This window comes from Flavonifractor plautii ATCC 29863 (assembly GCF_000239295.1).
GTDB classification, from domain to species: domain Bacteria; phylum Bacillota; class Clostridia; order Oscillospirales; family Oscillospiraceae; genus Flavonifractor; species Flavonifractor plautii.
The window spans coordinates 1-22,733 of record NZ_JH417830.1 but is presented as its reverse complement, the minus strand read 5'-3'; the positions used below and the strand labels follow the sequence as shown (position 1 = coordinate 22,733).

Annotated in this window: 17 protein-coding genes; 7 read left to right on the top strand and 10 right to left on the bottom strand. The window is 64.9% G+C overall.

Translation table 11 applies throughout. From position 1 onward, the window contains the following. Positions 1-102: 102 nt before the first annotated feature. Genes HMPREF0372_RS14855 through HMPREF0372_RS14845 form a run of 3 tightly spaced genes read right to left on the bottom strand, consistent with a single transcriptional unit; the run spans position 103 to position 2,978 of the window. A complete protein-coding gene (locus HMPREF0372_RS14855; protein WP_007494195.1) occupies positions 103-675 on the bottom strand; it encodes a hypothetical protein in 573 nt (190 codons plus the stop codon). Continuing rightward, on the bottom strand, positions 672-2,609 hold the full coding sequence (locus HMPREF0372_RS14850; protein ID WP_007494194.1) for a M56 family metallopeptidase: 1,938 nt from the start codon (positions 2,607-2,609) through the stop codon (positions 672-674). Before HMPREF0372_RS14850 ends, HMPREF0372_RS14855 begins: the two co-directional genes overlap by 4 nt. Positions 2,610-2,612: 3 nt before the next feature. Beyond that, positions 2,613-2,978: a BlaI/MecI/CopY family transcriptional regulator gene (locus tag HMPREF0372_RS14845; protein ID WP_007494192.1), complete on the bottom strand. Its 366-nt coding sequence runs from the start codon at positions 2,976-2,978 to the stop codon at positions 2,613-2,615. Positions 2,979-3,144: 166 nt separating this feature from the next. On the opposite strand from HMPREF0372_RS14845, the gene HMPREF0372_RS14840 reads away from it, so the two are divergent. From HMPREF0372_RS14840 to HMPREF0372_RS14830, 3 genes are all read left to right on the top strand, one after another. After that, positions 3,145-4,629 carry a DUF1846 domain-containing protein gene (locus HMPREF0372_RS14840; protein ID WP_039997719.1) on the top strand — a complete coding sequence of 495 codons (1,485 nt, stop codon included), beginning with the start codon at positions 3,145-3,147 and terminating at the stop codon, positions 4,627-4,629. Between the two features lie 130 nt (positions 4,630-4,759). Continuing rightward, positions 4,760-5,701: a helix-turn-helix transcriptional regulator gene (locus HMPREF0372_RS14835; protein ID WP_007494188.1), complete on the top strand. Its 942-nt coding sequence runs from the start codon at positions 4,760-4,762 to the stop codon at positions 5,699-5,701. Positions 5,702-5,758: 57 nt separating this feature from the next. Next, positions 5,759-6,364 (top strand): type 1 glutamine amidotransferase family protein, encoded by a 606-nt coding sequence (locus HMPREF0372_RS14830; RefSeq protein WP_007494186.1) that lies wholly within the window; start codon positions 5,759-5,761, stop codon positions 6,362-6,364. 334 nt (positions 6,365-6,698) lie between these two features. On the opposite strand, the gene HMPREF0372_RS14825 is transcribed toward HMPREF0372_RS14830, so the two are convergent. The 4 genes from HMPREF0372_RS14825 to dusB form a co-directional block, all read right to left on the bottom strand. Continuing rightward, the gene (locus HMPREF0372_RS14825; RefSeq protein ID WP_007494182.1) at positions 6,699-8,777 is read right to left on the bottom strand and encodes an elongation factor G; all 2,079 of its coding nucleotides are present in this window, start codon (positions 8,775-8,777) and stop codon (positions 6,699-6,701) included. A 291-nt stretch (positions 8,778-9,068) separates the two neighbouring features. After that, complete coding sequence (locus tag HMPREF0372_RS14820; protein WP_007494178.1) at positions 9,069-9,953, bottom strand: zf-HC2 domain-containing protein; 885 nt, start codon at positions 9,951-9,953, stop codon at positions 9,069-9,071. A 33-nt stretch (positions 9,954-9,986) separates the two neighbouring features. After that, a complete protein-coding gene (locus HMPREF0372_RS14815; protein WP_007494176.1) occupies positions 9,987-10,583 on the bottom strand; it encodes an RNA polymerase sigma factor in 597 nt (198 codons plus the stop codon). Between the two features lie 37 nt (positions 10,584-10,620). Next, complete coding sequence (gene dusB / locus HMPREF0372_RS14810; protein ID WP_039997716.1) at positions 10,621-11,595, bottom strand: tRNA dihydrouridine synthase DusB; 975 nt, start codon at positions 11,593-11,595, stop codon at positions 10,621-10,623. Positions 11,596-11,723: 128 nt separating this feature from the next. On the opposite strand from dusB, the gene rd reads away from it, so the two are divergent. Further along, positions 11,724-11,882, top strand: coding sequence for a rubredoxin (gene rd / locus HMPREF0372_RS14805; RefSeq protein ID WP_009260651.1), 159 nt, complete (start codon positions 11,724-11,726; stop codon positions 11,880-11,882). Between the two features lie 61 nt (positions 11,883-11,943). Here rd and HMPREF0372_RS14800 read toward each other — a convergent pair whose 3' ends face one another. The 3 genes from HMPREF0372_RS14800 to HMPREF0372_RS21125 all read right to left on the bottom strand — a co-directional run bounded on the left by HMPREF0372_RS14800 (position 11,944) and on the right by HMPREF0372_RS21125 (position 17,935). Beyond that, on the bottom strand, positions 11,944-13,512 hold the full coding sequence (locus HMPREF0372_RS14800; protein WP_007494170.1) for an S-layer homology domain-containing protein: 1,569 nt from the start codon (positions 13,510-13,512) through the stop codon (positions 11,944-11,946). Between the two features lie 40 nt (positions 13,513-13,552). Further along, on the bottom strand, positions 13,553-15,238 hold the full coding sequence (locus HMPREF0372_RS14795; RefSeq protein WP_007494168.1) for a hypothetical protein: 1,686 nt from the start codon (positions 15,236-15,238) through the stop codon (positions 13,553-13,555). Between the two features lie 342 nt (positions 15,239-15,580). Beyond that, complete coding sequence (locus tag HMPREF0372_RS21125; RefSeq protein ID WP_007494163.1) at positions 15,581-17,935, bottom strand: SpoIIE family protein phosphatase; 2,355 nt, start codon at positions 17,933-17,935, stop codon at positions 15,581-15,583. A 418-nt stretch (positions 17,936-18,353) separates the two neighbouring features. On the opposite strand from HMPREF0372_RS21125, the gene HMPREF0372_RS14780 reads away from it, so the two are divergent. The 3 genes from HMPREF0372_RS14780 (at position 18,354) to HMPREF0372_RS14770 (ending at position 22,690) form a co-directional block, all read left to right on the top strand. Then, positions 18,354-18,923: an RNA polymerase sigma factor gene (locus HMPREF0372_RS14780; protein WP_007494162.1), complete on the top strand. Its 570-nt coding sequence runs from the start codon at positions 18,354-18,356 to the stop codon at positions 18,921-18,923. Then, positions 18,904-20,289, top strand: a complete 1,386-nt coding sequence (locus HMPREF0372_RS14775; protein WP_155117046.1) for a DUF4179 domain-containing protein — start codon at positions 18,904-18,906, stop codon at positions 20,287-20,289. The genes HMPREF0372_RS14780 and HMPREF0372_RS14775 overlap by 20 nt, the downstream gene beginning before the upstream one ends. 130 nt (positions 20,290-20,419) lie before the next feature. Beyond that, complete coding sequence (locus HMPREF0372_RS14770) at positions 20,420-22,690, top strand: copper amine oxidase N-terminal domain-containing protein (RefSeq protein ID WP_007494160.1); 2,271 nt, start codon at positions 20,420-20,422, stop codon at positions 22,688-22,690. Positions 22,691-22,733: the final 43 nt, after the last annotated feature.

Sequence of the window (22,733 nt, the reverse complement as noted above, 5' to 3'; positions counted from 1 at the left end):
GGCCGTGCCGCCGGTTTGGCGGCACGGCCCCTTGTTTGCGCGGAAAGCGCGGGGGGAGCGGACTCCGGCACAAGGACGCAGGGGCGGCCCCGCCGCTTCGCCCTATTCGTCCTCCTCCGCGGGATAGAGGCGGCGCAGGGCGAAGAGCCCGCAGCAGATGACGGCACAGGTGCCCAGCCAGAGCAGGGACAGCAGAGCAATCAGCAGCTCCACCCACCGCCAGTTCGCCAGATAGGGGAGCAGGCAGAAGGCCACCCGGAACACCGCGTCCGCGTTGCGGCACAGCCGCAGGCGGCGGCTCAGGGGGGAGCGGCCGCCCTCCCCTGACCGCCGGTCGGCCAGGGCGGCCAGATCGGTGAGCAGTTGGAAGTGGAAATAGAGGGCCACACAGGTGATCAGGGCGGAGAGGAGAAAGAAGCGGCCGGTGAACTCCGCGCCGGTGAGGAGAAAGGACAGCCAGTCCACCCCGGACACCGCGCCCAGCAGGATGCAGAAGGGCCTGAGCAGGGGCAGATCCCGCAGCTCTCCGGCCAGCAGGCCGATCGCGGAGAAAATCAGGAGGTAGCCAGCCCAGTCGGGGAGCAGATCCAGGTTGTTCAGGCGGAAGTGCAGATGGATGAGGAGATAGGCCCAGGCGATGCGGCTCAGGGCGCTTCGGATGCCTGCGTGATTCATGGCGTCACCTCCGCGGGATAGGCGGTGCAGGTGTATCTCTGGTTTCCATAGACAAAATCCAGGGAGAGCGCGGAGAGCCCCTCCAGGCCGGAGTCGTCAGCCGCGGCGTGCCACAGACCGCTGACTCCGGGAAGGTCATAAGCGGTGAGCACAAAGCTGTCAAAAGCGGGAGAGCCATCGGAGGAAAGGGGAACGCAGAGCACGGCGAGGGTGGACAGAAAGTCGTACGGAACACCTCCGGATTTGCGCTCCACCCTCAGTTCGCTGCGCTTGCAGCAGGAGGTAAACGCGGCGTGAGGGGCGGGAACGGGGCTGGGACGGTCGCCGCCGCCGATGCGGAACGTCCTGCCGCCGGCCCAGCCGCCGTCTGAGAGCGACATGTACCCAACCCAGATGTCGGAGCAGGTGAGAAAGTAGGTGAGATCGACCTCTAGGCGCAGATCTACCGTTTCCGCCGCGTAGGTGATGTGGGGGATATGGTCGTCGGGGGCCGGGATCGCTCCCTCATCGGGGAGGCGCAGCGCCTCCAGCTCCCCCAGCGGCTCCACTGTCCAGAAGTCTCCGTCGGGCCGTACCGCCACCTGTTGGTACACGATGCCATAGGTGTTGTCCTCCGACAGAGGGGAGAAAAACAGCGTTCCGGTATAGCCCCCCGCTCCGTCAGGCAGGAGGTTCATTACCGACCACTCCGCCTGCCAGGCGGGGCGGTGCCAGTGGAACCCCAGAGTCCAGAAAGGGGAGTCCTCCAGCTCCACCTCCTGGTAGGGGGCCAGTCCGGTCTGCCACGCTAGTTCCCGCGCCGGCTCCGGCAACACCATGGAGAAGTAGACCGGGCTGTCGCACAAAATGGCCTTGGCATAGGTGTCCAGGGCTCCGGCCACGGTGGTGGGGCGGTTGAGCTGGGCCTGGGCCAGGGCAAGAGCGCCCCGGTCGGTTCCGCCGGGCACCTCCGCCGCGCCGCTGACGCCCCCCAGGCAGGTGAGGGCCAGCACCGCGGCCACACAGCCCGAGGCCAGGGCCATCCCGGCGGGGTAGCGCCTGAAGCGGGCGATAGCCTGGATGCGGGCCTTGATGTTGCGCCCGCCGTTGGCCATGGAGGAGGTGCCGGGGGCGCGGGCGTACCGGCCGTCGGCCATGGACAGGAGAATCACGCCGTAGGCGCGGCGCTCCTCCCCCTCCAGCCGCTCCAGCACCCGCTGGTCGCAGAGGGCCTCGCAGTCGTTCTGCATCCGGTCGCAGCAGTACCAGATCAGTGGGTTGCACCAGTGCAGGCACCGCAGGGCGCACACCCCCACCCCGGCCCACACGTCGCCATGACGGAGGTGGAGCAGCTCGTGGAGGAGCACCTTGTCGTCCACCGGCCGGTCGGGGAGCGCCAGCACCGGGCGCAGGGGGCCGCAGACGAAGGCGCTCTCCAGCCCGGGCAGCACCACTACCAGCCGGGGGGCCTTCAGGCCGTACCGTGCCGCTACGCCCTCCACCTGGGCCAGCACCTCCGGGGCGGGGGAGAGGCCCCGCCGGATGGCAGCGCGCAGGCGCGCGTAGGACAGGAAAAACCACAGGGCCAGCAGGAGCACCCCGGCGGCGTAGAGGTAAAACAGCGCGTCAGTGATGCTCCCCGGCGCGGGCAGGCCGCGGGGAAAGAGGGGCACCGGGGCCAGTACCTCCGTCACGCCGTAGGGGTCGGTGAGGGCGGAGGACAGGGGGAGTTCCACCTGGAGCCTGGCCGCCTCCAGCACCACCCGCCCGCCGGGCACCAGGGTGCGGCCCAGCAGACCGGCGGGCAGGAGGGCGCGCAGGGCCAGGATGGCCCACACCCCGTACTGCCACCGGGGGGAGAGCTTGTCCAGAAAGAGGCGCTTTGCGGCGAGCAGCACCAACGCCGCCACGGACAGGGCCAGGGTCTGAGCGAGAACAGACCAGAGGTTGACCACGCCTCACACCTCCATCTCATCCAGCAGCTTCCGCAGCTCGTCCCGCTCCTGGGGGGTGAGCTTCTCGTCCTTCAAAAAGGCGGCCACCAGTTTGCCCGCCGAGCCCTGGTAGGCCCGCTCCAGCAGGCCCCGGCGCTCCGCCGCGGCGCAGTCCTCCCGGCTCACCGCCGCCCGGTAGCGGTGGGGGAACTCCTCCTTGCGGATGTCCACCAGGCCCTTGGCCTCCATACGGGTGAGGTAGGTGAGCACCGTGCTGCGGCTCCAGCCCGTATCCGGACGCAGAGCGTCCACCACGGCCCCCAGGGCCAGCCCCTCCGGGGCCACCCAGAGGGCGTTCAGCACCCTCCACTCCTTGTCACTCAGCTTCATGTCACAGCCCTCCTACAGTTGTCGCATTCGTAATGATACTACACCTGTAGGAGCCACCTGTCAAGAGCGGTTGTCAATTTTGCCGAAATGGGAAAAAGGGCTTTGAGGGGGACGGCGGATGTGGTAAAATAACAGATTGAATGAATGACAGGAGAGGATGAGAAAGATGGACAAGCTCGGCTTTGACAATCAGAAGTATCTGGAGCTCCAGTCGGCCCACATCCGGGAGCGGATCCGCCAGTTCGGCAACAAGCTCTATCTGGAGTTCGGCGGCAAGCTCTTTGACGACCACCACGCATCCCGGGTGCTGCCCGGGTTCGAGCCGGACAGCAAGATCCGTATGCTCAAGGAGCTGCGGGACTCGGTGGAGGTGGTCATCGCCATCTGCGCCAGCGACATCGAGAAGAACAAGATCCGGGGCGATCTGGGCATCACCTACGACGTGGACGTGCTGCGGCTCATCGACGCCTTCCGGGGGGAGGGCCTGCTGGTGGGCAGCGTGGTGATCACCCAGTACGCCGGACAGCCCGCCGCCGACGCCTTCCGCCGCCGGATGGAGCACCTGGGGGTGCAGACCTGCCTCCACTACCCCATCGCAGGCTACCCCCACAACACCGGCCTGATCGTCAGCGACGGGGGCTACGGCAAAAACGACTATATCGAGACCAGCCGTCCCCTGGTGGTGGTGACGGCCCCCGGCCCCGGCAGCGGCAAGATGGCCGTCTGCCTCTCCCAGCTCTACCACGACTACAAGCGGGGGATCAAGGCGGGCTACGCCAAGTTTGAGACCTTCCCCATCTGGAACCTGCCCCTCCAGCACCCGGTGAACCTGGCCTATGAGGCGGCCACCGCCGATCTGGGGGATGTGAACATGATCGACCCCTTCCACCTGGCCGCCTACGGCGAGACCACGGTGAACTACAACCGGGATGTGGAGATCTTCCCTGTCCTCTCCGCCATGTTTGAGAGGATCATGGGGGAGTGCCCCTACAAGTCCCCCACCGACATGGGGGTGAACATGGCGGGCAAGTGCATCGTGGACGACGAGGCCGTGCAGGCCGCCGCCCGGCAGGAGATCGTCCGCCGCTACTACACCGCCCTGTGCGACCGCCGGGTGGGTGCCGCTGGCGACGAGCTGGTGAACAAGCTGGAGCTGCTCATGCAGCAGGCCCATGTGGATCCCTCCATCCGGCCCGTGGTAGCCGCCGCCGCCCAGGTGGCCGAGGAGACCGGCAACCCCGCCGGGGCCATTGAGCTGCCCAGCGGCGAGGTGGTCACCGGCAAGACCACCGACCTGATGGGCGCCTCCTCCGCCACCCTGCTCAACGCCCTCAAGCGCCTGGCGGGCATTGACCACCAGCACCACCTCATCTCCCGGGAGGCCATCGAGCCCATCCAGGCCGTGAAGGTCAACCACCTGGGCTCCGTCAACCCCCGGCTCCACTCCGATGAGACGCTGATCGCCCTGGCCATCTCCGCCACCACCAACCCGCTGGCCAAGCGGGCGCTGGACCAGCTCTCCGCCCTGCGGGGGTGCGAGGCCCACTCTACCGTCATCCTCTCCCCGGTGGACAGCGGCACCTACAGCCGCCTGGGCCTGCGCCTCACCTGCGAGCCCCAGTATGAGACCAACAAGCTTTACCACAAGTAGGAAGAACGGTTGAGCATTGGCACTTCCGCAGATCCGGAGTGTACCCGTCACCGAAAAGAACGGATTTCTCACCAGCTTTTAAACTGGTGAGAAATCCGTTCCTTCTGCTTTCAGGGGAAAGGAGAACAAAATGAGAATATACCGTCTGTTGGGGCTGCTCTCGGTACTTGCCGAGGTAGAGCATATAACGGTTCAGGAGTTGGCAGTACGGTTTGAGGTATCCAGGCGGACGATCCTCCGAGATATTGACACACTGAACGAGGCGGGGTTCCCTGTTGCCTCCCGGCCGGGGAGAGGGGGCGGAGTCTCCATCCTGAAGGGCTACCGGCAAGACAAAAGACTGCTTTCCAGGGAGGATATCGCCAGCCTGTTTACCGCCCTGGATGGATTAAAGAGCCTTGTCGGAGATGGTTCGGTTTCGGCACTGCTGGCCAGACTGGTTCCGGTCCCAGAGACTGACGCACGCTCCAGCAGCCGCTATCTGCTTGACTACACCCCGTGGTTTACGGACAGCATTACCTGGAAAAAGCTCTCTGAGCTGCACCGCGCAATTTGTAGCCGCATGGTGTGTAAAATGGATTATGTGTCAAAAACAGGGCGCCGGACCCGGTTGGTAGAACCCCATAAGCTGGTGTTCAAACAGTCTGACTGGTATTTGTATGCGTTCTGTCGGGAGCGAAGCGCGTTCCGCCTGTTTAAGCTCAGGCGTATCGTCTCCTGCGTCCCCTATGGGGAGCGCTTTTCCACGCGCCAAATGGACGAAACAACATTTGAACAGCGGTTTGGAGGGGGCGGCCTGTCTGCCGTGAAAAAGGACGGATATTACCAGATTGTCCTGGAATATGAGCGCCGGGACGCATTTACCCTGACAGAGAAAATAGATGCCTGCCTGTTGGATGCGCCTGGTGGGGGGAGTGACACCGGCCGGATCTGTTTTTATGCCCCCGAACTTTCCTTTGCACGGGAGCTTGTCATGGGGCTGCTGGGCAAGGTCAGGGTGGTCGCGCCACCTGAGCTCCGTGAGGAGCTCAGAGATGAGCTGAAAAAGATAAACGACTTTTACAAAAGGTGACAGCTAAGCTGTCACCTTTTTTGTGTTAAGCTGTCTACAGAAAGGTGGTATGAAGGGATGAAACAAATCCTGGTATTTATTTTTGATGGCTATGCGGACTGGGAACCGGCCTATGTATGTGCGCAGTTAAATGCACCTGGAACTGGATATGCGGTGAAAACCATTGGGCTTGACCGGGCGCCCAAGGTGTCTATGGGGGGCTTCCGTGTCACGCCCGATTTTACTGTCGCTGACTATCCGCGGGATGCCGGCCTGCTGCTGCTGACCGGCGGGACAGCGTGGCTGGAGCGGAAAAATGACGCTGTCTTGCCGGTTGTACGGGAACTGGTCAGATGCCATATCCCGGTGGCTGCAATTTGCAACGCGGTAAACTTCCTGGCGGAAAACGGTTTTTTAGACCAGCGCAGACATACTGGGAATACCCTGCCTTTCCTCAAATCCCAGGCTCCGCACTATAAAGGGGAGGCATATTTCGTTGAGGCGGAGGCGGTTTGTGACAACGGCATTCTTACCGCCAACGGATTCGGAGCGCTGGAGCTGGCAAAAGAGATACTGCGGCTGCTGAAATTTCGGTCAGAGCAGGAGCTAGCGGAATGGTATGCATGGAATAAATTCGGCCTGTATTCGCCGGGACACAAGGGGCGTACCCCAAGCGGACTGTGATCTGCCCGGTATCATCGGGTGGCCGGATGGGCAAAGCGGCGGGGGATAAGCTGCTTTTAAAGAAAGGGCCGGGCTGAAATCAGCCCGGCCCTTTTTACATATTGGGTTAGTCGGCCTCGTCCTGCATCACCGCGTCGTCGCAGAGTACGCTTTTTTCGGAACAGCCTGGCGGCCATTCCTCAAACGCTCCCTTGCTCCTCCGCTCCCCAACCGACCCGCTGCACTGGGCTCGCTTGGGGACCTGGGGATATCTGATGGCCTTCTCCTGGACGCCCCACTCTCCGTCTGTCAGAAACGCGCCCCGGCCGGTGGCCGGGGCGCGTTGAGGTTTCGGTTAGTCGGCTTCCTCCTGCATCGCCTTGGCGGCCTCGATAGCCTTCTCCTGGACGGCGGGAGGGGCGTCCTCGTAGCGGACGAAGCGGAAGGTGAAGGAACCGCGGCCCTGGGTCATGGAGCGCAGGTCGATGGCATAGCGGCCCATCTCGGCCATGGGCACCTCGGCCTCCACGATCTGGTTGCCCTCGCCGTCGGGATTCATGCCCATGACGCGGCCCCGGCGCTTGTTCAGATCACCGATGACGTCGCCCATGTAGCTGTCGGGGATGGTGACCTTCAGCTCGCCGATGGGCTCCAGCAGCACAGGGCTGGCCTGGGGCATACCGGTCTTGTAGGCGATCTGCACGGCGGTCTTGAAGGCCATTTCGGAGGAGTCCACCGGGTGATAGGAGCCGTCGTACAGGGTGGCTTTCAGGTACACCACCGGGTAGCCGGCCAGCACACCGTGAACCACGGCCTCCCGCATGCCCTTCTCCACGGCGGGGAAGTAGTTCTTGGGCACCGCGCCGCCCACGACCTCCTCGCAAAACTGGAGCTCCTCGGTGTCGCCCGGCTCAAAGCGCATCCACACGTCGCCGAACTGGCCGTGGCCGCCGGTCTGCTTCTTGTGGCGGCCCTGCACCTCCACCTTCTTGCGGATCTTCTCGCGGTAGGGCACCCGGGGCTCGGAGAGCTCGGCGTCCACGCCGAAGCGGCTCTTCAGCCGGGAGAGAATCACGTCCATCTGCATGTCGCCGGTGCCGGAGACCACCATCTGGCGGGTTTCGGCGTTGTTGACCCAGTTGAAGGTCAGATCCTCCTCGTTCAGGCGGATGAGGCCGGCGGCGATCTTGTCCTCCTGGCCCTTGGTCTTGGGGGTGATAGCCACGGAGTAGCAGGGCTCGGGGAAGGGGATGGGTTCCAGCTTGACCACCTTGCGGGGATCAGAGAGGGTGTCGCCGGTCTTGACCTTCTCCATCTTGCCGATGGCGCCGATGTCGCCGCACTCCAGCTCCTTGACCTCCTCGGCCTTCTTGCCCTTCATCACGTACAGGCGGCCCAGCTTCTCCGTGGCGCCGGTGCGGGAATTGACCAGCTGCATGTCGGGCTTGAGGTTGCCGGAGATGACCTTCACGAAGGAGTACTTGCCGTACTGGTCGGAGACGGTCTTCCACACCAGGGCGGCGGGCAGGGCGCCGGGGAAGGGCACGAACTCGTCCACCTCGCCGTCGGCGTTCTCGCCCATGAGGGGGCGGCCCTCCAGGGGGGAGGGCAGCAGCTCCACGATGATGTCCAGCAGCATGCGGGTGCCCAGGCCGGAGACGGCGGAGCCGCACACAACGGGGAAGAGGGACAGGTCTTTCACGCCCTGGCGCAGACCCTGGATCATCTCGGCGTAGGTGAAGTCCTCACCGGAAAAGTACTTGTCCATCAGCTCCTCGCTGGTCTCAGCCACCGACTCCTTGAGGGCATCGTACAGCTCGTCCAGCACGGGCTTCTTGTCGTCAGGGACGTCGATCTCGATGCGCTCGCCCTTGGGGCCGGCCTCAAAGGCGCGCTTGTGGAGCACGTCGATAAAGCCAATGACCTTCTTGTCCGCGTCCCAGATGGGGGCGGCCACGGGGGCGATATTCTTGCCGAAGCGCTCCCGCAGGGTGTCGAAGGCGGCGTTGTAGTCGGAGTTCTCCTCGTCGGTCTTGGAGATGTAGAGCAGCCGGGGCAGCCTGCGCTGCTCGCACAGCTTCCACGCTTTCTCCGCGCCCACGCTCATGCCCGCCTTGGCGGAGCAGACGATGATGGCCGCGTCGGCCACCTGGAGGGCCTCGATCACCTCGCCGGAAAAGTCAAAGTAGCCCGGCGTGTCCAGCACGTTGATCTTACAGCCGTTGTACTCCACGGGAGCCACCGCGGTGGAGATGGAAATCTGACGGCGGGTTTCCTCGGGGTCGTAATCGCAAACGGTATTCCCGTCGGCGGGATTGCCCAGCCGCACGGTGCCACCGGTCAAATACAGCATGCTCTCGGCCAGGGAGGTCTTACCATTTCCACCGTGGCCCAGCAGACAGACGTTGCGGATGTTTTGTACGGAATAGCTCATACTTGTTTCCTCTCCTTACATTTGGAATCGTCTGGGCAGGGCTCCCGAGGGGGACGGAGGACTGCCTGTTGTTCATTATACATTAAATCAACCGGAGATACAACTGAAATTTTAGAAAAATCGCGCAAAACACCCCGCCGCAGTCCGCAGGGGGGAAATTTGCACGCGGGAGAGGGGGAGGGAATGTCCGCCGGGAGACAAGCTTGGGGCCGGAGCCGAGCGGGGAGACAGACTCAATGTGCCGCAGCCGAATAAAAACACGCGGCCGGTAACACCGGCCGCGTGTGCAGGTCAGGAGGGTTCCGCAGTGATGGGACTCCCGTCCAGAGGGACGGAGTAAAGAGCCCCGTCCTCCGTCTGGAAGCGGTAGGCCGTCCCGTCCTCCGACCGGCCAAGGGAGGTTAGAGGCGCGTCGGGCTGGCCCAGCCACTCCAGCAGCGCCTGGCGTGCGCCCTCCTCCGTCAGGGCGGAGGAGGGGGGCTGGGTGTCCTGCGGGGCGTCCTCGGGCATCAGGGACATGACGGAGGGCCCCGCGGACGGGGTAGGCTGGAGCTCGGAGACAGGCGGCGCGGAGACAGACGGCTCCTGAGCAGATGCCGGTATCTGGCCGCCCTCCGGTCCATCGGCGGGTGGCGTCACGTCCCGGTTCTGGGGCCTCTCACCGGCGGAGCTGTCCTTCCGGTTGGCGCCGTCGGCGCTGCCGCTGGCGGCCTCGGCGGGCTCCCCGGCGGGGCCCGCGCGGTCCTCCTGAGCCGGGGCGGTTTGTCCGGCGCTCCCGCCGGAGGCCGCTCCGGTCAACCCGGCAAGATTGGCTCTGGGTACGCTCCCGGAGCTGTCCGGAGGGCTCCAGAGGTGCACAGCCTGCCCGCCCACCAGTACAAGCACCAGCACCGCGGCCAGAGAGGCCCAGGAGCGCCAGCGCCACTGGCGCTTTCTGGTGTGGAAGGGGGTGCATTTGGAGGCGTGGACCGCCTTCATGATATCGTCCTTCAGCCCGGCGGGGGGCTCCTCCGCCAGAGTGGGCAGAAGCTGGTGCAGGGTGGAGAGGTCGGCCCGAAGCGCCCGGCACGCCGGGCACTGGGCCAGGTGCTCGTCCAGCGCCCCGGCCTCCTCCGCCGTCAGCGCCCCGTCGAGCTGTGCGCTGATGAGCTCCAGCGCCTGTTCACAGGTCAGCATGCCGCCGCCTCCTTTCCGTCCCGTGGATCTGGTTTATGCTTTGGACGAGGGGGAGCCGAAAAAGTTCCCCTGTTCCAGCAAATATTTGCGCAGGGCCAGCCGGGCCCGGGCGATGCGGGACTTGACGGTGCCCTCCTCCACCCCCAGCAGGGCGGCAATCTCCCCATAGGAGAGGCCCTCCAGCTCCCGGAGAATCAGCACCTGCCGGTGCTCCTCCGACAGGGCCCGCAGGCCCGCCCGCAGGGTGTCCCGCAGCTCCTGCTGCTCCGCCTGGCGGTGGGGACTGTACCGCTCGTCGGGCAGTTCGGCCTGCCGGGCGCCCTCCTCGTCGTCCAGGGAGACCGTCATGGACAGGGTGCTCCGCCGCTTCTCCCGCCGCAGAAAGTCGATGCACACGTTGCTGGTCAGCCGGTAGAGCCAAGTGGAGAAGGAGCTCTCCCCCTGGAATTTCCCCAGGCCCTTCCAGGCGTTGAGAAAGGCCTCCTGGCACAGCTCCGCCGCGTCGTCGGGATTGCCCGTCATACGCAGGGCCAGATGGTAGATGCGCCCCTGATTCTGTTCCACCAGGGCGGCGAAGGCCCCCTCGTCCCCTTGCCGGGCCCGCTGTACCAGCGCCTGTTCCTCGGTCATGCCTTTCTCACCTCCTCGCCGGCGCGTTTGCCGGCGGTCAGTCCCTCAGATCCCGCTGTATGCCTGCGGTGATGCGGTCAATGTCCTCCAGAGTGGAGATTTTGCTGATCTGTTCCTTATAATACCCCGCGTAGGGAACCCCCTTGAGGTACCAGGCGTAGTGCTTCCGGGCCTCCAGGCAGGCGATGTGCTCTCCCTTCTGGGCGGCGGAGAGGCGGAACTGCCGCACCGCCGTCTCGCACCGCCGGGCCAGCGGCGGCAGGGGCGGGACAGGCCGCCCCTCCAGGGCGGCCTGGGCACGCGCAAAGAGCCAGGGATTGCCGAAGCAGCCCCGGCCGAGCATGGCCATGTCGGCCCCGGTGTATTTGAGAATGTGAACCGCGTCTTCCGGCTCAAAGACATCGCCGTTGGCGATGACGGGGATGGACACGGCCTCCTTTACCGCCCGGATATAGTCCCAGTTGGCCCGGCCGGAGTACATCTGCACCTTGGTGCGGCCGTGGACCGCCACGGCGGCCACACCGGCGGCCTCCATGGCCTGGGCGAACTCCACGCAGTTGATGGAGCCCTTGTCCCAGCCCAGCCGGAATTTGACGGTGACGGGCCGTCCGCCCGCCCCCCGGATGACCGCCTCGGCCACCTTCACCGCCAGCTCGGGGTTCCTCATCAGGCCGGAGCCATCCCCGGAGTTGGCCACCTTGGGCACCGGACAGCCCATGTTGATATCCAGAATGTCCGCCCCCGACTTCTCCGCGGCGATGCCCGCCGCCTGCTCCATGCAGTAAGGGTCGCTGCCGAAGAGCTGCACCGCCGCCGGGTGCTCCCCCTCGCCCAGCTCCAGCAGGGGAAGGGATTTTTTGTCCTGATAGCACAGGGCCTTGGCGCTGACCATCTCCGTCACGGTGTACCCCGCCCCCAGCTCCCGGCACACCGTCCGGAAGCCCAGGTCGGTCACTCCGGCCATGGGCGCCAAAGCCAGCTTTGAATTTATGGTGATTTTGCCTATTTTCACAGTGTCCCCCGATGTGTTATAAATAGTAAATGTATCATACCACAAAGGCGGGGGTTCGGCAAGGCATGGATTCCCGGCCTTCGGGTGATACTATGAATTGCGATTTGATCAAAAAGGAGACTATAACCATGGATAAGTATGTCTGCGATATCTGCGGCTACGTGTACGACCCCGCTGAGGGCGATCCCGACAACGGCGTGGCCCCCGGCACCGCCTGGGAGAGCGTGCCTGAGAGCTGGGTATGTCCTCTCTGCGGCGTCGGCAAGGAGCACTTCTCCAAGCAGTAAGACAGCGCAAAAAAACGCCTGTACCATGTCGGTACAGGCGTTTTTTTGCGGAAAAACAGGCTTACTGCTCGTAGCGTGTCCAGTCCTCCACAGGCTGGAGGCCGGTCCAGGTTTCGTGGACAGTGTCGGCCTTGCGCCCGTAGTCGTGGCTGTTGGTGGCCTCCTGGACCGCCAGATAGTACCAGGCATCCGGCGGGTTGTCGGGCCAGGTGATCATGCCGTCCAGCAGATCGTCCGCGGTCTCGGGCAGGCGGCCCAGCACCCGGTTCACCAGCGTCATCGCCTCGGCCCGGCTGATGCTCCGGTCAGGGGCGAAGCTGCCGTCCGGCTGGCCTTCCACCCAGCCCTTCACCGCCGCCTGGTTGATGTACTCCGCCGCCCAGTGGCCGCCGATGTCGGTGAAGCGGTCCGCGCCGTCGTAGGGCGCACTGTCAAAGCGGGCCGCGATGGCCGCGAACTCGCCCCGGGTGATGGGTGCGTCGGGGTCAAAGACCGCGGGGGCGCGGCCCTCCACGATGCCCATGGCCTCCATGGTGGCCACGGCGGTGGCGTACCACGCGTCGGGGGCCACGTCGTGGAAGGGGCTGGTCTCGGTCAGGTACTCCGCCCGGGCCTCGTCGGTGAGCAGGCGGAAGAAGATGGTGGCCACCTCCGCCCGGGTGATGGTGGCCTCGGGGTGGACGAGGCCGTCGTCCCGGCCGATGATGTAGGCGAAATGGTCGTCGCCGTTGAGCCGGTCGGGCACGCCGGTCTTTTCCCAGCCGGCGTACACGGTCTTGTTGGAGGTCATGCGGATGTCGTCGATGGGCTCGGTCAGGGCCTTGTCGGCGTACCAGCCGGTGAAGGTGTAGCCCTCCCGGACGGGCTCCTTGTCCAGCTCCACCAGAGTGTTGCGGCGGTACCGCTCACTGTCGTACTTCGTGCCGCCGTTGCTCTCATAGCGCAGGGTGTAGTAGGTGGTGCCGCCGTGATCCCCGCCGCCGGTGTCCTTTTTTGCCCAGGACAGCACAAAGGGAGAGAAGCCGTAACGGTCCTGATCCACAATGAGCTGGATGCCGTGCTCGGTCAGCACGACCTCCTCCACCTGCAGGGAGAGCGTTTTGTTGCTGGCGGCCCCGCCCTTTTCATTGTTGATGTTTGCGGCCGCCTGATTCACCATCGCCTGCACCTCGCCGTTGGTTGTGTACTCGCGGTGCAGGCCGGTGAAGTGGAACACGTCGAAGTCATAGCTGCCCGCCGTCTCATAGGTGATCCCGTCGGGGTAGGGCCAGTAGATGACGAGCTGCCGGTCAGCCTTGACCCAGACGTTGCCGTCTCCGGCGTCCACCAGGTCGAAGTATTTGCTCTCATACTGGCGGCCGTTGGGGTTGTCCAGACCAAGCGCGTCGGCGTTGTCGATGACGGCCTTTTCCAGCATGGTCTGGCCCACCTCGGATTCCGCGCCGCCGTCCAGCTCGTAGCTGCTGAGCACGTCGTCGAACAGGATGCTTGGCTGCTCATCGCCCACCATCGCCCAGTTCTCGTGGCCGTTGACGGTGTACTTCGTGCCCGCGGGCGCAACTACGCCCGCGTTGGAGCCGCCGTCCGTGGCGGTCTCCGCTGCGGCTGTGTCACCGGCGGCCGCCTCCACGGTGCTGTGCGCACTGTGAACCGCGTCGAAGGTGTAGGGCTCACCCCCCGGTGGCGTCGTTGGTCACCGAGCGGACGGTCAGCGTGCCAACGCCGTACCGCAGGGCGTATTTCTGGCCGTTCACCTCGGCATACAGGCCGGTGTTGCCCGCACCGCTGGCGTCAGATGTGCTGATGGCGGCATAGAGGTGAGTGAAGTGGTTTCCGGCGATGTTGTCTGTACTGGCGGGAATGGTGCACGCCTCATCCGCAAAGTAGAGGCAGGAGGCATCGGCGGCGGTGGCGGGGTCCGCCGAGACGATATCCCACACCTTTCGGCCGTCCTCGCCGATGGCCTGCTGGCCCCCTTCACCGCCGTAGGGCGCCAGCTTCCAGGACTTTTCCGTACCGTCCGCGCCGGTGCCGTGGAAGGTGACGCCAGCCAGATGCTCCGCCGGGATTTCGCTGCTCTCCACGTAGAAATGGGGGGCGGGGATTCCGCTGTCGGCGTCGGGAAGGTGGGTGCCGTCGACGTCCTCCCAATAGTCGGAGCTGCCGCCGATATACAGGGTCATATCCACCGGCGTAATGGTAACCGGACCGACCTCCTCCAGGGTGATGGAGCCGTAGAAAGAGAATTCATAATTTGCATATGCGTTCCTGATACATGGGCCATCCAGCGCCCACTTGCCGCTGTAGCTCAGTACTGAGCCGGACTCGGGGGCCAGAGCCTGGCCGTCCCCGCAGAAATATGCGTCGGTCTGTTCCCAGAGGTCAGTTCCCTCCATGTAGTCGCCGACGCCCCGCTCATGGCAGGACGTGTGGCCGGAGGAGGATGTGCTCAGGTTGGCCATATCGTCGCCGAAGGCGAAGGCAAACATGGACTGATACCAGCCGTCATAACCGGCAGTCTGAAGCCCGGACTCCGGCCACTTTAGCTGGAAGGTGTCTCCCGGCCCCTTTCCGGAGGGGAAGTAGGCCCAGCGCATCACTTCAGGGTGTGCCTCCTCTAACTCAGTAAATTGTTCAGCGGTGCAGGAGAATTTCATGGCATTGCCCTTCTGGATATCCTCAAAGAAGGCGGGGGCGACCGCCATGATCGCGTCAAAAGAGGCGTAATCCGTGCTGTTCTTCTTGTTATACCAGGCCACAAAGTAGTTTGTCAGGCTGTCATAACCCTCTTCCGCCAGGGTGTCGTATAGGGTGACAATCTGCTCAAGCGAAATATTGACCGAGCTGGTGTTAAACAGGTCTTTGAGCATCTGGTTGGAAACCATGCTGCTGGTAAAACGGAAGGGGATCCACTGTCCGTCATAGCCCAGCACGGGGAGCAGTTCACTCTGTTCCATGCCGCTTGTATCGGCGGATGCCAGGGTGAAGCTGCCGGGTTTGTAGCGGTAGGAATTCCCGGACTCATTGTGAATTTCAATGTCAAACTGCGCCGCGTCACCAGGATACTGCACGGTATCTGCAAGGGCGTCCGCCAGCTTGCTCAGTTCGAGAACCTGGTCGCCCTCTGCACCCTCCTGGATGGTGTAGACCAGCTTGGCGGGCGCGTCCTCGGTTTCTTCGACAAATTCACAGCTTACCGTGTCGGACTGCGGCTTGTAGTCCACGGTGCAGGTCGGCTCCGGCCAGTCGATTTCGGCGCCGTCCGACTGGGTGGCAGGCTCTGCCGCATATGCGGCGGGTGCTGTTGTCAGCAGCGTGGAAAGGGCGAGCAGCGCTGACAAGACTCGCTTTTTCATAAAAAACGTTCCTCCTTATTCAAAACAGGTGCCTCTATATAAACATCCGAAAATGGATGACCATTTGGAGGGGGAGGGCGAGGAGCTGCGCCTCTTTCGGGCTTTGTTGGGAAACCTCTGCTTTTTCAGCCTGCGGGCAGAAGTGTCAAAACAGGCAGACAAAACAAAAGCTATTGCTAAATTTTTAGCAATAGCGCTTGTTTTTGCCCTTCATTTGTGGTATATTATGTAAAAATATGAGGACAGACGTTTGTTTGAAAAGGTAGAGGTTTTCAAACAAAGAGCACCTGCCGGACTGCAAAAAACAGCCCCCGGAACCTTTTGGTTCCGGGGGCTGTTGTTTCATCCGCTCCGGCGGGCGAGCTTGAGGACCAGGGCGGTGCGGTCGTCGGCGGCGCCCACCTGGGCGCCGCTGTCGTCAATGAGGGTCTGGGCCAGTTCCTGGGGGCTGCCGCCGTCAAAGGCGGCCAGCCGGTCCCGCACCCACTGGTCGGATGCGCTGCCGGCCACGCCGTCGGTGACCAGAAGGACACAGTCACCGGCCTCCAACTGGAGGCGGGTCATGTCGGGGGAGACCCCCTCCCCGGCGGTGAGGCCGGCGGGGAGGGCCGTGCCGGTGATGCGGCTGACGGAGTAGCCCTTTTTCACATAGGTGGGGGCGGCGCCGTACTTGTACACCCCGGCCTCGCCAGTGAACAGATCCACCCGCAGCAGGTCGATGGTGGTGAAGCCGCCGGCGGCCTCGTCGTTGCGCAGGGCCAGGGCGGAGTTGAGGGTGCGCAGGGCGTTCTCCGGCCGGACGCCCGCCCGGAGAAACTGCTCCAGCAGGCGGACGGCCAGGGCGCTCTCCTGCTCGGCCAGGGAGCCGGAGCCCATGCCGTCGCACAGGAGCACATAGAGGGAGCCGTCGTCGTGCTTGAACCAGGCCCCTGTGTCGCCGGATACGGTCTGGCCGTCCTTCTTTTTGGCGGCCACCCCGGCCACGGCCATCAACGGCTCGCTCTGTACCAGCACCAGCCGGTCCCGGCGGCCCTCCTCCACGGCCCGGAGGGGGAAGTTCACCAGCTTGGAAAGCTTGGCTGTCCCCTCCTCGGTGCGGAGGGGGGCCAGCCCCGCCCCCTCCAGCTCCAGGCGGAGGTGCCCGGCCTGGTCGTAATAGGCGGCCAGGCGGCAATCGATGCCCTGGGCGGTCAGGTATTGCCGCAGGCGCTTTTCCCGCACCGGGTCGGGCACCAGCTCCGCCCCCAGCTCGGCAGCCGCCGTGTTCAGCACCCCGGCCAGCTCGGCATATTGGCGGCACACCGCTGAGCGGTTCTCACTGAGGCGGCTCTGGAACTGCCGCCGGCACAGCAGGGCGGCCAGCTCCTCGTTGGCGGCGGAGAGAAACTCCGGGAACTTCATGCAGCGGTTGGAGAAGTAGGCGGGGAAGTCTCCGCTCTCCCCCCGGCCCCGCTCCAGCATGGCGGGGAGGGCGTCGTTGAGGGCGTTGAAGGTGGAGACGTAGTCCCGCTGCCAGCAGGCGGTTTGCAGGGGGCAGCGCTTGCAGATCCGCCCGGCCGCCCGATCGAAGACGGATGCGGCGTCGTTGTCATTGGGTGCGGCGGGGTGGAAGGCCGACCGCATGGACTCGTACAGGCTCTTGAAGGCGGCTGCCGTGGCCTCCATCCGGGCGCGGACATAGGCGCGGGCCCGCTCCTGGGTGTCGTGCCGGGGCTCCCGGGCCACCAGCGCCCCCACCTGGCGCAGGGCGCGCTCGGGGAGGACCAGAAAGACCACCGAGGCGACAAAGACCTCGTAGAGCAGGGAGAGGTGAAGGCCCTCCGACCAGGTCCACAGCACCGCCAGGGCATTGGAGAGCACGTAGGCCAGGGCGGCGGCCAGCCTCCCCTGCCGGTGGAACACCCCGCACATCACCCCGGAGAGGGCAAAGGCCATGGAGTAGAAGGGCATGCCCCCCGCCGCCAGATCCATCCCAAGGCCGCAGGCCACCCCCACCGTGGCCCCCACGCCGATGCCGCCCTTGCAGGCGGTGGCCATCACCGCCGCCGCGGCGGCGCAGCGGCCCACCGACAGGTCGCCCAGCAGGGTGATCTTGGACAGGGTGAGCAGCAGGGTGCCCGCCAGAATGAGCAGGCTCACCGTCTGCCGGGGGGTGAGGCCCTCCTCCTCCCGCTTCTCCGTCCAGGGGGTGAAGGCGATGCGGTAGAAGTAGGCCGACGCCCCGCACAGGAGCAGCTCGGTGCCGAAGAAGATCAGGCTCTCCGGCGACCAGCCCCGGTCGGATAAGTACACAAAGCCCGTGATGCCGTCCATCCCCGCCGCCGCCAGGGGCATGAACCAGCTCTTGCGGTAAGCCTTCACGTCGAAGAAGGCAAAGGCCAGGGAGAAGGCCAGAATGCAGCCGGCCACGTACCGCAGCCCCTCGGCGAAGCCCTGGAAGGAGAGATAGCCGAAGCAGGCCCCCAGCAGGGCGCAGAAGCCGTCCAGCCCCGAGCCGGAGGCCGCCACCAGCCCCAGCCCGAAGGGGGCGTATCCGCCGAAAATCTCCGCCCCGGAGAGCATGGCCCCCAGCAGGAAGCGGATGACGCACTCGGCCGCCCGCACCAGGGCGGGGGCGCGCAGAATGACCTTGCCGGTCTCCCGGGCCTCCTCCCGGACACGGGCCGCCTTTGTCTTGAGTTTCTCTTTTGTCGCCATGGTTCCGTCTCCTTTTCCAAATCAGGCTTGTCCGCCCTCGTTGAGTGACAGTATAACCCAGTATTTGGAAAAATGTGGTCGGAACGCGGCGCGCCGGGAAAAAGGAGGGGAAGGGATGAAACCGAAGGGGCGGTTTCTCAGCGTGTCAAAAAAGTGGCCACGGCCACTTTTTTGAGAGGGATGTGCGCAAGATGGACCTCGATTCCTCAGGGAAAAGTCGGCCCATCTTGCGCGAGAGGTGTCATTTCCGAGGCGCATGTCCCCGGAAATGACGGATTTTCATTTGATTCCTGCGGCTGCGGCCGCAGGAACTCTGCGAGGCTTTCCTCCGGGAAAGGTTCTTTGACAGTCTGTGAAACCGCGGGGGCGGTTTCTGTGTTAAGATCAGTGAGAGCGCGCTCGAAACCGGAGCAGGGAGGTGGTATGGTTGGAGGAGCGGGAGCTGTTGCGCCGCCTGCGGCGGGGGGACCCCTCCGCCCTGGAGGAGCTGATGGACCGGGACATGGGCTTTGCCTGCGGCCTGGCGGGCTCTGTTCTGCGGGGCCGCCCCAGGGACGCGGAGGAGGTGGTGTCCGACGCCTTCCTGGCCCTGTGGGAGCACGCCGGGCAGGTGGAACCGGGCAAGCTCCGCCCCTGGCTGGGCCGGGTGGTGCGCAACAAGGCCCTCAACCGCCTGCGGACGCTGGGCGGTGAGCTGCCTCTGGAGGAGGACTGGCTGGCGCTGGAGCCCGACCGGCGGCCCGGCCCGGCGGAGGCCGTGGAGCAGGCCGAGCGGGCGGAGCTGATCCGGGCGCTGCTGAACGGACTTCCGCCCCAGGATCGGGCCATCTTCCTGCGCCATTACTACTACGGCCAGACCGCCGCCGACATCGGCGCGGCCCTGGCCATGCCCCCGTCCACGGTGAAGGTGCGCCTGCACCGGGGGCGGAGGAAGCTGGAGGAGCTGCTGATGGAAAGGGGGTATTCCTGTGCCTGTGCGGATGACTGACCTGCTGGACGGCTGGGAGGACGGCTCGGTGGAGCTGCCGCCGCCCGCCGGGATGTCCCCGGAGCGGATCAAGGAGAGAACGATGGAACAAATCAGACAAACCAAGCGGCCCCGCCGGCGCATGGGCGTCCGGCTGCTGGCCTGCGCCGCCCTGGCGGCGGTGTTCACCGTATCGGCCATGGCGGCCTATCACCTCTGGGGGCCGGGAGAGCTGTTCGACCCCTTCTTCACCCTGGAGAGCGCCCCGCTGAACGGCGGGCAGAAGGAGCTGCTGGATCAGATCGGCGCCACCGACCTGCCCCCCGTCACCAGCAACGGCGTCACCCTCACCCCCCTGGCCGCCGTCGCCGACGAGCACACCCTCTACCTCCGCCTGCGGCTGGAGGCCCCGGAGGGCACCGTCCTGCCCGACATGGGGGAGCAGGAGGATCACATCGCCCACGATGTGGAGCTGGTCGACGCGGACACCGGGGAGCGGCTCAACTGGGGCATGCAGAAGGCCCGCTTCCTCCCGGACGACACCCCGGGGGACAACTCCCTGGAGCTGGTGTTCATGCTCTTGGGCTCTCCCAGGGGTGTCAACTGGATCGACGGCACCTCCAAAATCCTGACCATCTATGACCTGGGGCTTTACCCGGATGATGGCGGGGATATGCGTCTGGAGGGGGAGTGGAGCTTCTCCCTGGACGGCTTTTACCCCAGCAAGGCGGTGGAAGTCAATCCCATCGGGGCCACCCGCTGGGACGAGCGGACAGAGCGGATGGTCACCCTGGAGGGCCTGACCCTCTCCCCCCTGGCGGCCTCCTATACCATCTCCTACCCAGTGGAGGAAAGCTGGGAGTTTGTCGATCTCCAACTGGAACTGGTCTACAAGGACGGGTCCTCCGTGACGATTGACGGCGGCAGCGGGAAGGGCAGTCACGGCCCCGACGGACAGGGCGGAACCGACTATTTTACCGGCGTCCGCAATTTTGACGCACCCCTGGATTTGCGTGAGCTGGATCACCTCCAGTACGGCGGCTGCCGTCTGGAGATTCCCGGCGAACCCAGAGCGGTGGTGGAAGCGGACACCGCCGGGGCGGTGTGGTACGATGAGACGCACCAGAACACACTGGTGCTGGAAAAGCTGTCCTTCTCCTCCCTCAGCCTCATCTACCGCATGCACTATGACACCCCGGAGAGCGCCACCCTGGCCGACACCGGGATCCGCCTGGTGCTGGCCGACGGGACGGAAATCCCTGTGGATGGCGGCAGCGGCACGGCGGGCGGGACCTTTATGGAGGGCACCACCTACTTTGACGCGCCCGTCCCCCTGGAACGGGTGGATCACGTTCTGTTTGGCGATATCCGGGTTGAGCTGGAATAAGTATGGAAAAAAGTGCCCCCCTGCACCGCAGAGGGGCACTTTTTTGCAAAAAATGGGCAGGAGGATGGACAAGGGTAAAGAAAAGTGATACGATGAGTTTGGAAAACGAAATAGACAGGAGGCTGTACCCATGAAACGGAGACTTGCCCTGTCCCTGGCGGCCCTTTTGCTGTTGGGCTGCCTTACCCCGGCGCTGGCGGCGGAGGGGGACGCCGAACTCAGCCTGTACCAGCAGTATGGCCCCTGGGGCGAGTGGCCCCAGGAGCAGAAGGACGCGGCGGAGGAGACCTGGACGGACGGCCAGTGGGACGACTACTGGACGGAGTACGACGCCCAGATGTGGGCGGCGCTGAACCGGTACAACGAGGACTACGATCGGTGGAGCTATGCCCGTTTCGGGGACCCCTGGGACGAGTACCTCCGGGTGGAGAAGGAGGAAATGGGAATGCCCTACCCCGACGGCATCAATGTGAGCCTGAACGGGGCGTATCTGGACTTCGGCGGCACGGCCCCCCTGGCCGCGTCGGGGTGCACCATGGTGCCCTTCCGGGCCTTTCTGGAGGGGCTGGGGGCGGAGGTTGCCTTTGACGGGAGCCGCATCGCGGCGGCGCTGGAGAACGGCGACAGCCTGGAGCTGGTCCTGGGGGCCACTGAGCTGACTGTCACCCAGGGCGGGCGGATCACCACCTTGGACATGGGGGCGGCCCCCTTTGTACGGGATGGGCACACCTACATCCCCGTCCGGGCCGCGGCGGAGGCACTGGGGCTGGACGTATACTGGGACGATACCTATGAGGCGGCCCATCTGACCGACTACGCCGCCCTGACGGCGGAGCTGGACAGCCGGTTTACCGCCGCCAACGGGATTTGGGCTGCGATACGGGATACCATTCCCCGCGAGGCGGGCAAGGGCTATGAGTCCACAGCATCCATGCGCCTCTCCGCCACCCTGTACGGGGAGGAGGAGCACGACACCGCCTCGCTGACGATGGAAGTGAAACAGCTCACCCGGGACGGCAGCTACCGCATGGAGCAGGAGCAGCAGGTGGATCTGGGCGGTCTGGGGGACACCCTCTTTGCGGGTCTTTCCCCGGAGGAGCTGGCCCAGCTCGAAAACCACAGCGTCACCCTCTACGACCGGGAGAGCGGCACCCTCTACCAAAAGGGCGTACAGCTCTATAGCCTGGAGGGAGAGCCGTTACCTGATGACGTTTGGGTGAGTACTCAGGTGGGGGAGCTGCCTGCCGTGAACACCCTGTCGCTCCCCGGGACGCTGGGCGAGCTGCTGGTGGAGGCGTACGGCCATAGCTGGTATTACTACCGCTCCAGCCCCTGGGAGACGGTGATGGACTCCGCCCTGCCCGTCCGCCTGCTCCTGGACGACGGCAACTTCACCCGCAGCGCCTCCGGTGGACGGACTACCTATCGCTGGGCGGTGGATCTGCCCGCCCTGCTGGAGCGGGCACGTATGCTGGGTGTTATGGAGGACGCGCCCGCTGTGGAGGGGCTGCCTGCTCTGGACATGCATGGGGAGGCGGTCCTGCGGGGCGGTGCGCTGGAGAAGCTGGACGGCAGCGCACAGATGGAGCTGGATGTGCTGGGCATCCCAGCCGACGCCGGCTTTACCCTGGATGCCGCTCCGGGGCGTCTGGAGCTGGAGATGGAGTTCGCTGGGGCTTACATCGGGAAGGTGGAGCTAAGCCTGAACGGGAGGGTCACGGAAACCGCTACGCAGCCCGTCACCACGCCTCCGGCGGGGGAGACGGTAGAGCGCCTCGAGGTGCTCTCCGGCCAGGTGGAGCCGGGCGTGCCCGCCGATTTCGGCGCGGCCCGCTATGTCCAGTGCCTGCTGGATGCCCGACTGGGGCGTGGGTATGACCCGGAGTTTCTGACCGCCCTGGGGGAGACGGAGGAGAGCCTGTCCGCCCAAATTGCGGAGGAGAACGTACAGGCGCTCTGCAACCTGCTGATAATTGAATTCCCCACCGAGGAGATCCGCGGAGAGGCGGCCGGCCTGCTGGAGGAGCTGTACGCCAAGGCGGACTATACCGTGGGGGCCGCCGTCCCGACGGGAAACGGCTCCGAGGTGGAGATAACGGTGCGGCCCGTGGATGCGCTGGCGCGGGTAAACGATGCACTCTGGGAGCGGCTGGACGCGTTCAACGCGGGCTACACCGGGGATACGTCCACGGACGAGGGATATGCGGCCTATGACGCGGCCTGGGCGGAGGATGCGCTGGCCCTCTTCCGGGAGAAGCTGGCCGAGGCGGAGTATCTGTCCGAGACGGTCTGCACCGTGACCGTTCTGGACGGGCCGGGCGGCACCATTGAGGCCGGCCGCGACTCCCTGGATACAGTATACGGCGTGCTGTTCCCAATTTGGATGCTCCAGGAGACATGAACGGAACAAAAAGGGGGCGGCGAACCGCGTATGCGGTTCGCCG

Excerpts from the sequence above, each read along its gene's own strand:
- HMPREF0372_RS14855 (WP_007494195.1), bottom strand. The coding sequence starts at position 675 with ATGAATCACGCAGGCATCCGAAGCGCCCTGAGCCGCATCGCCTGGGCC.
- HMPREF0372_RS14845 (WP_007494192.1), bottom strand. The coding sequence starts at position 2,978 with ATGAAGCTGAGTGACAAGGAGTGGAGGGTGCTGAACGCCCTCTGGGTG.
- HMPREF0372_RS14840 (WP_039997719.1), top strand. The coding sequence starts at position 3,145 with ATGGACAAGCTCGGCTTTGACAATCAGAAGTATCTGGAGCTCCAGTCG.
- HMPREF0372_RS14835 (WP_007494188.1), top strand. The coding sequence starts at position 4,760 with ATGAGAATATACCGTCTGTTGGGGCTGCTCTCGGTACTTGCCGAGGTA.
- HMPREF0372_RS14830 (WP_007494186.1), top strand. The coding sequence starts at position 5,759 with ATGAAACAAATCCTGGTATTTATTTTTGATGGCTATGCGGACTGGGAA.
- HMPREF0372_RS14825 (WP_007494182.1), bottom strand. The coding sequence starts at position 8,777 with ATGAGCTATTCCGTACAAAACATCCGCAACGTCTGTCTGCTGGGCCAC.
- HMPREF0372_RS14820 (WP_007494178.1), bottom strand. The coding sequence starts at position 9,953 with ATGCTGACCTGTGAACAGGCGCTGGAGCTCATCAGCGCACAGCTCGAC.
- HMPREF0372_RS14815 (WP_007494176.1), bottom strand. The coding sequence starts at position 10,583 with ATGACCGAGGAACAGGCGCTGGTACAGCGGGCCCGGCAAGGGGACGAG.
- rd (WP_009260651.1), top strand. The coding sequence starts at position 11,724 with ATGGATAAGTATGTCTGCGATATCTGCGGCTACGTGTACGACCCCGCT.
- HMPREF0372_RS14795 (WP_007494168.1), bottom strand. The coding sequence starts at position 15,238 with ATGAAAAAGCGAGTCTTGTCAGCGCTGCTCGCCCTTTCCACGCTGCTG.
- HMPREF0372_RS21125 (WP_007494163.1), bottom strand. The coding sequence starts at position 17,935 with ATGGCGACAAAAGAGAAACTCAAGACAAAGGCGGCCCGTGTCCGGGAG.
- HMPREF0372_RS14770 (WP_007494160.1), top strand. The coding sequence starts at position 20,420 with ATGAAACGGAGACTTGCCCTGTCCCTGGCGGCCCTTTTGCTGTTGGGC.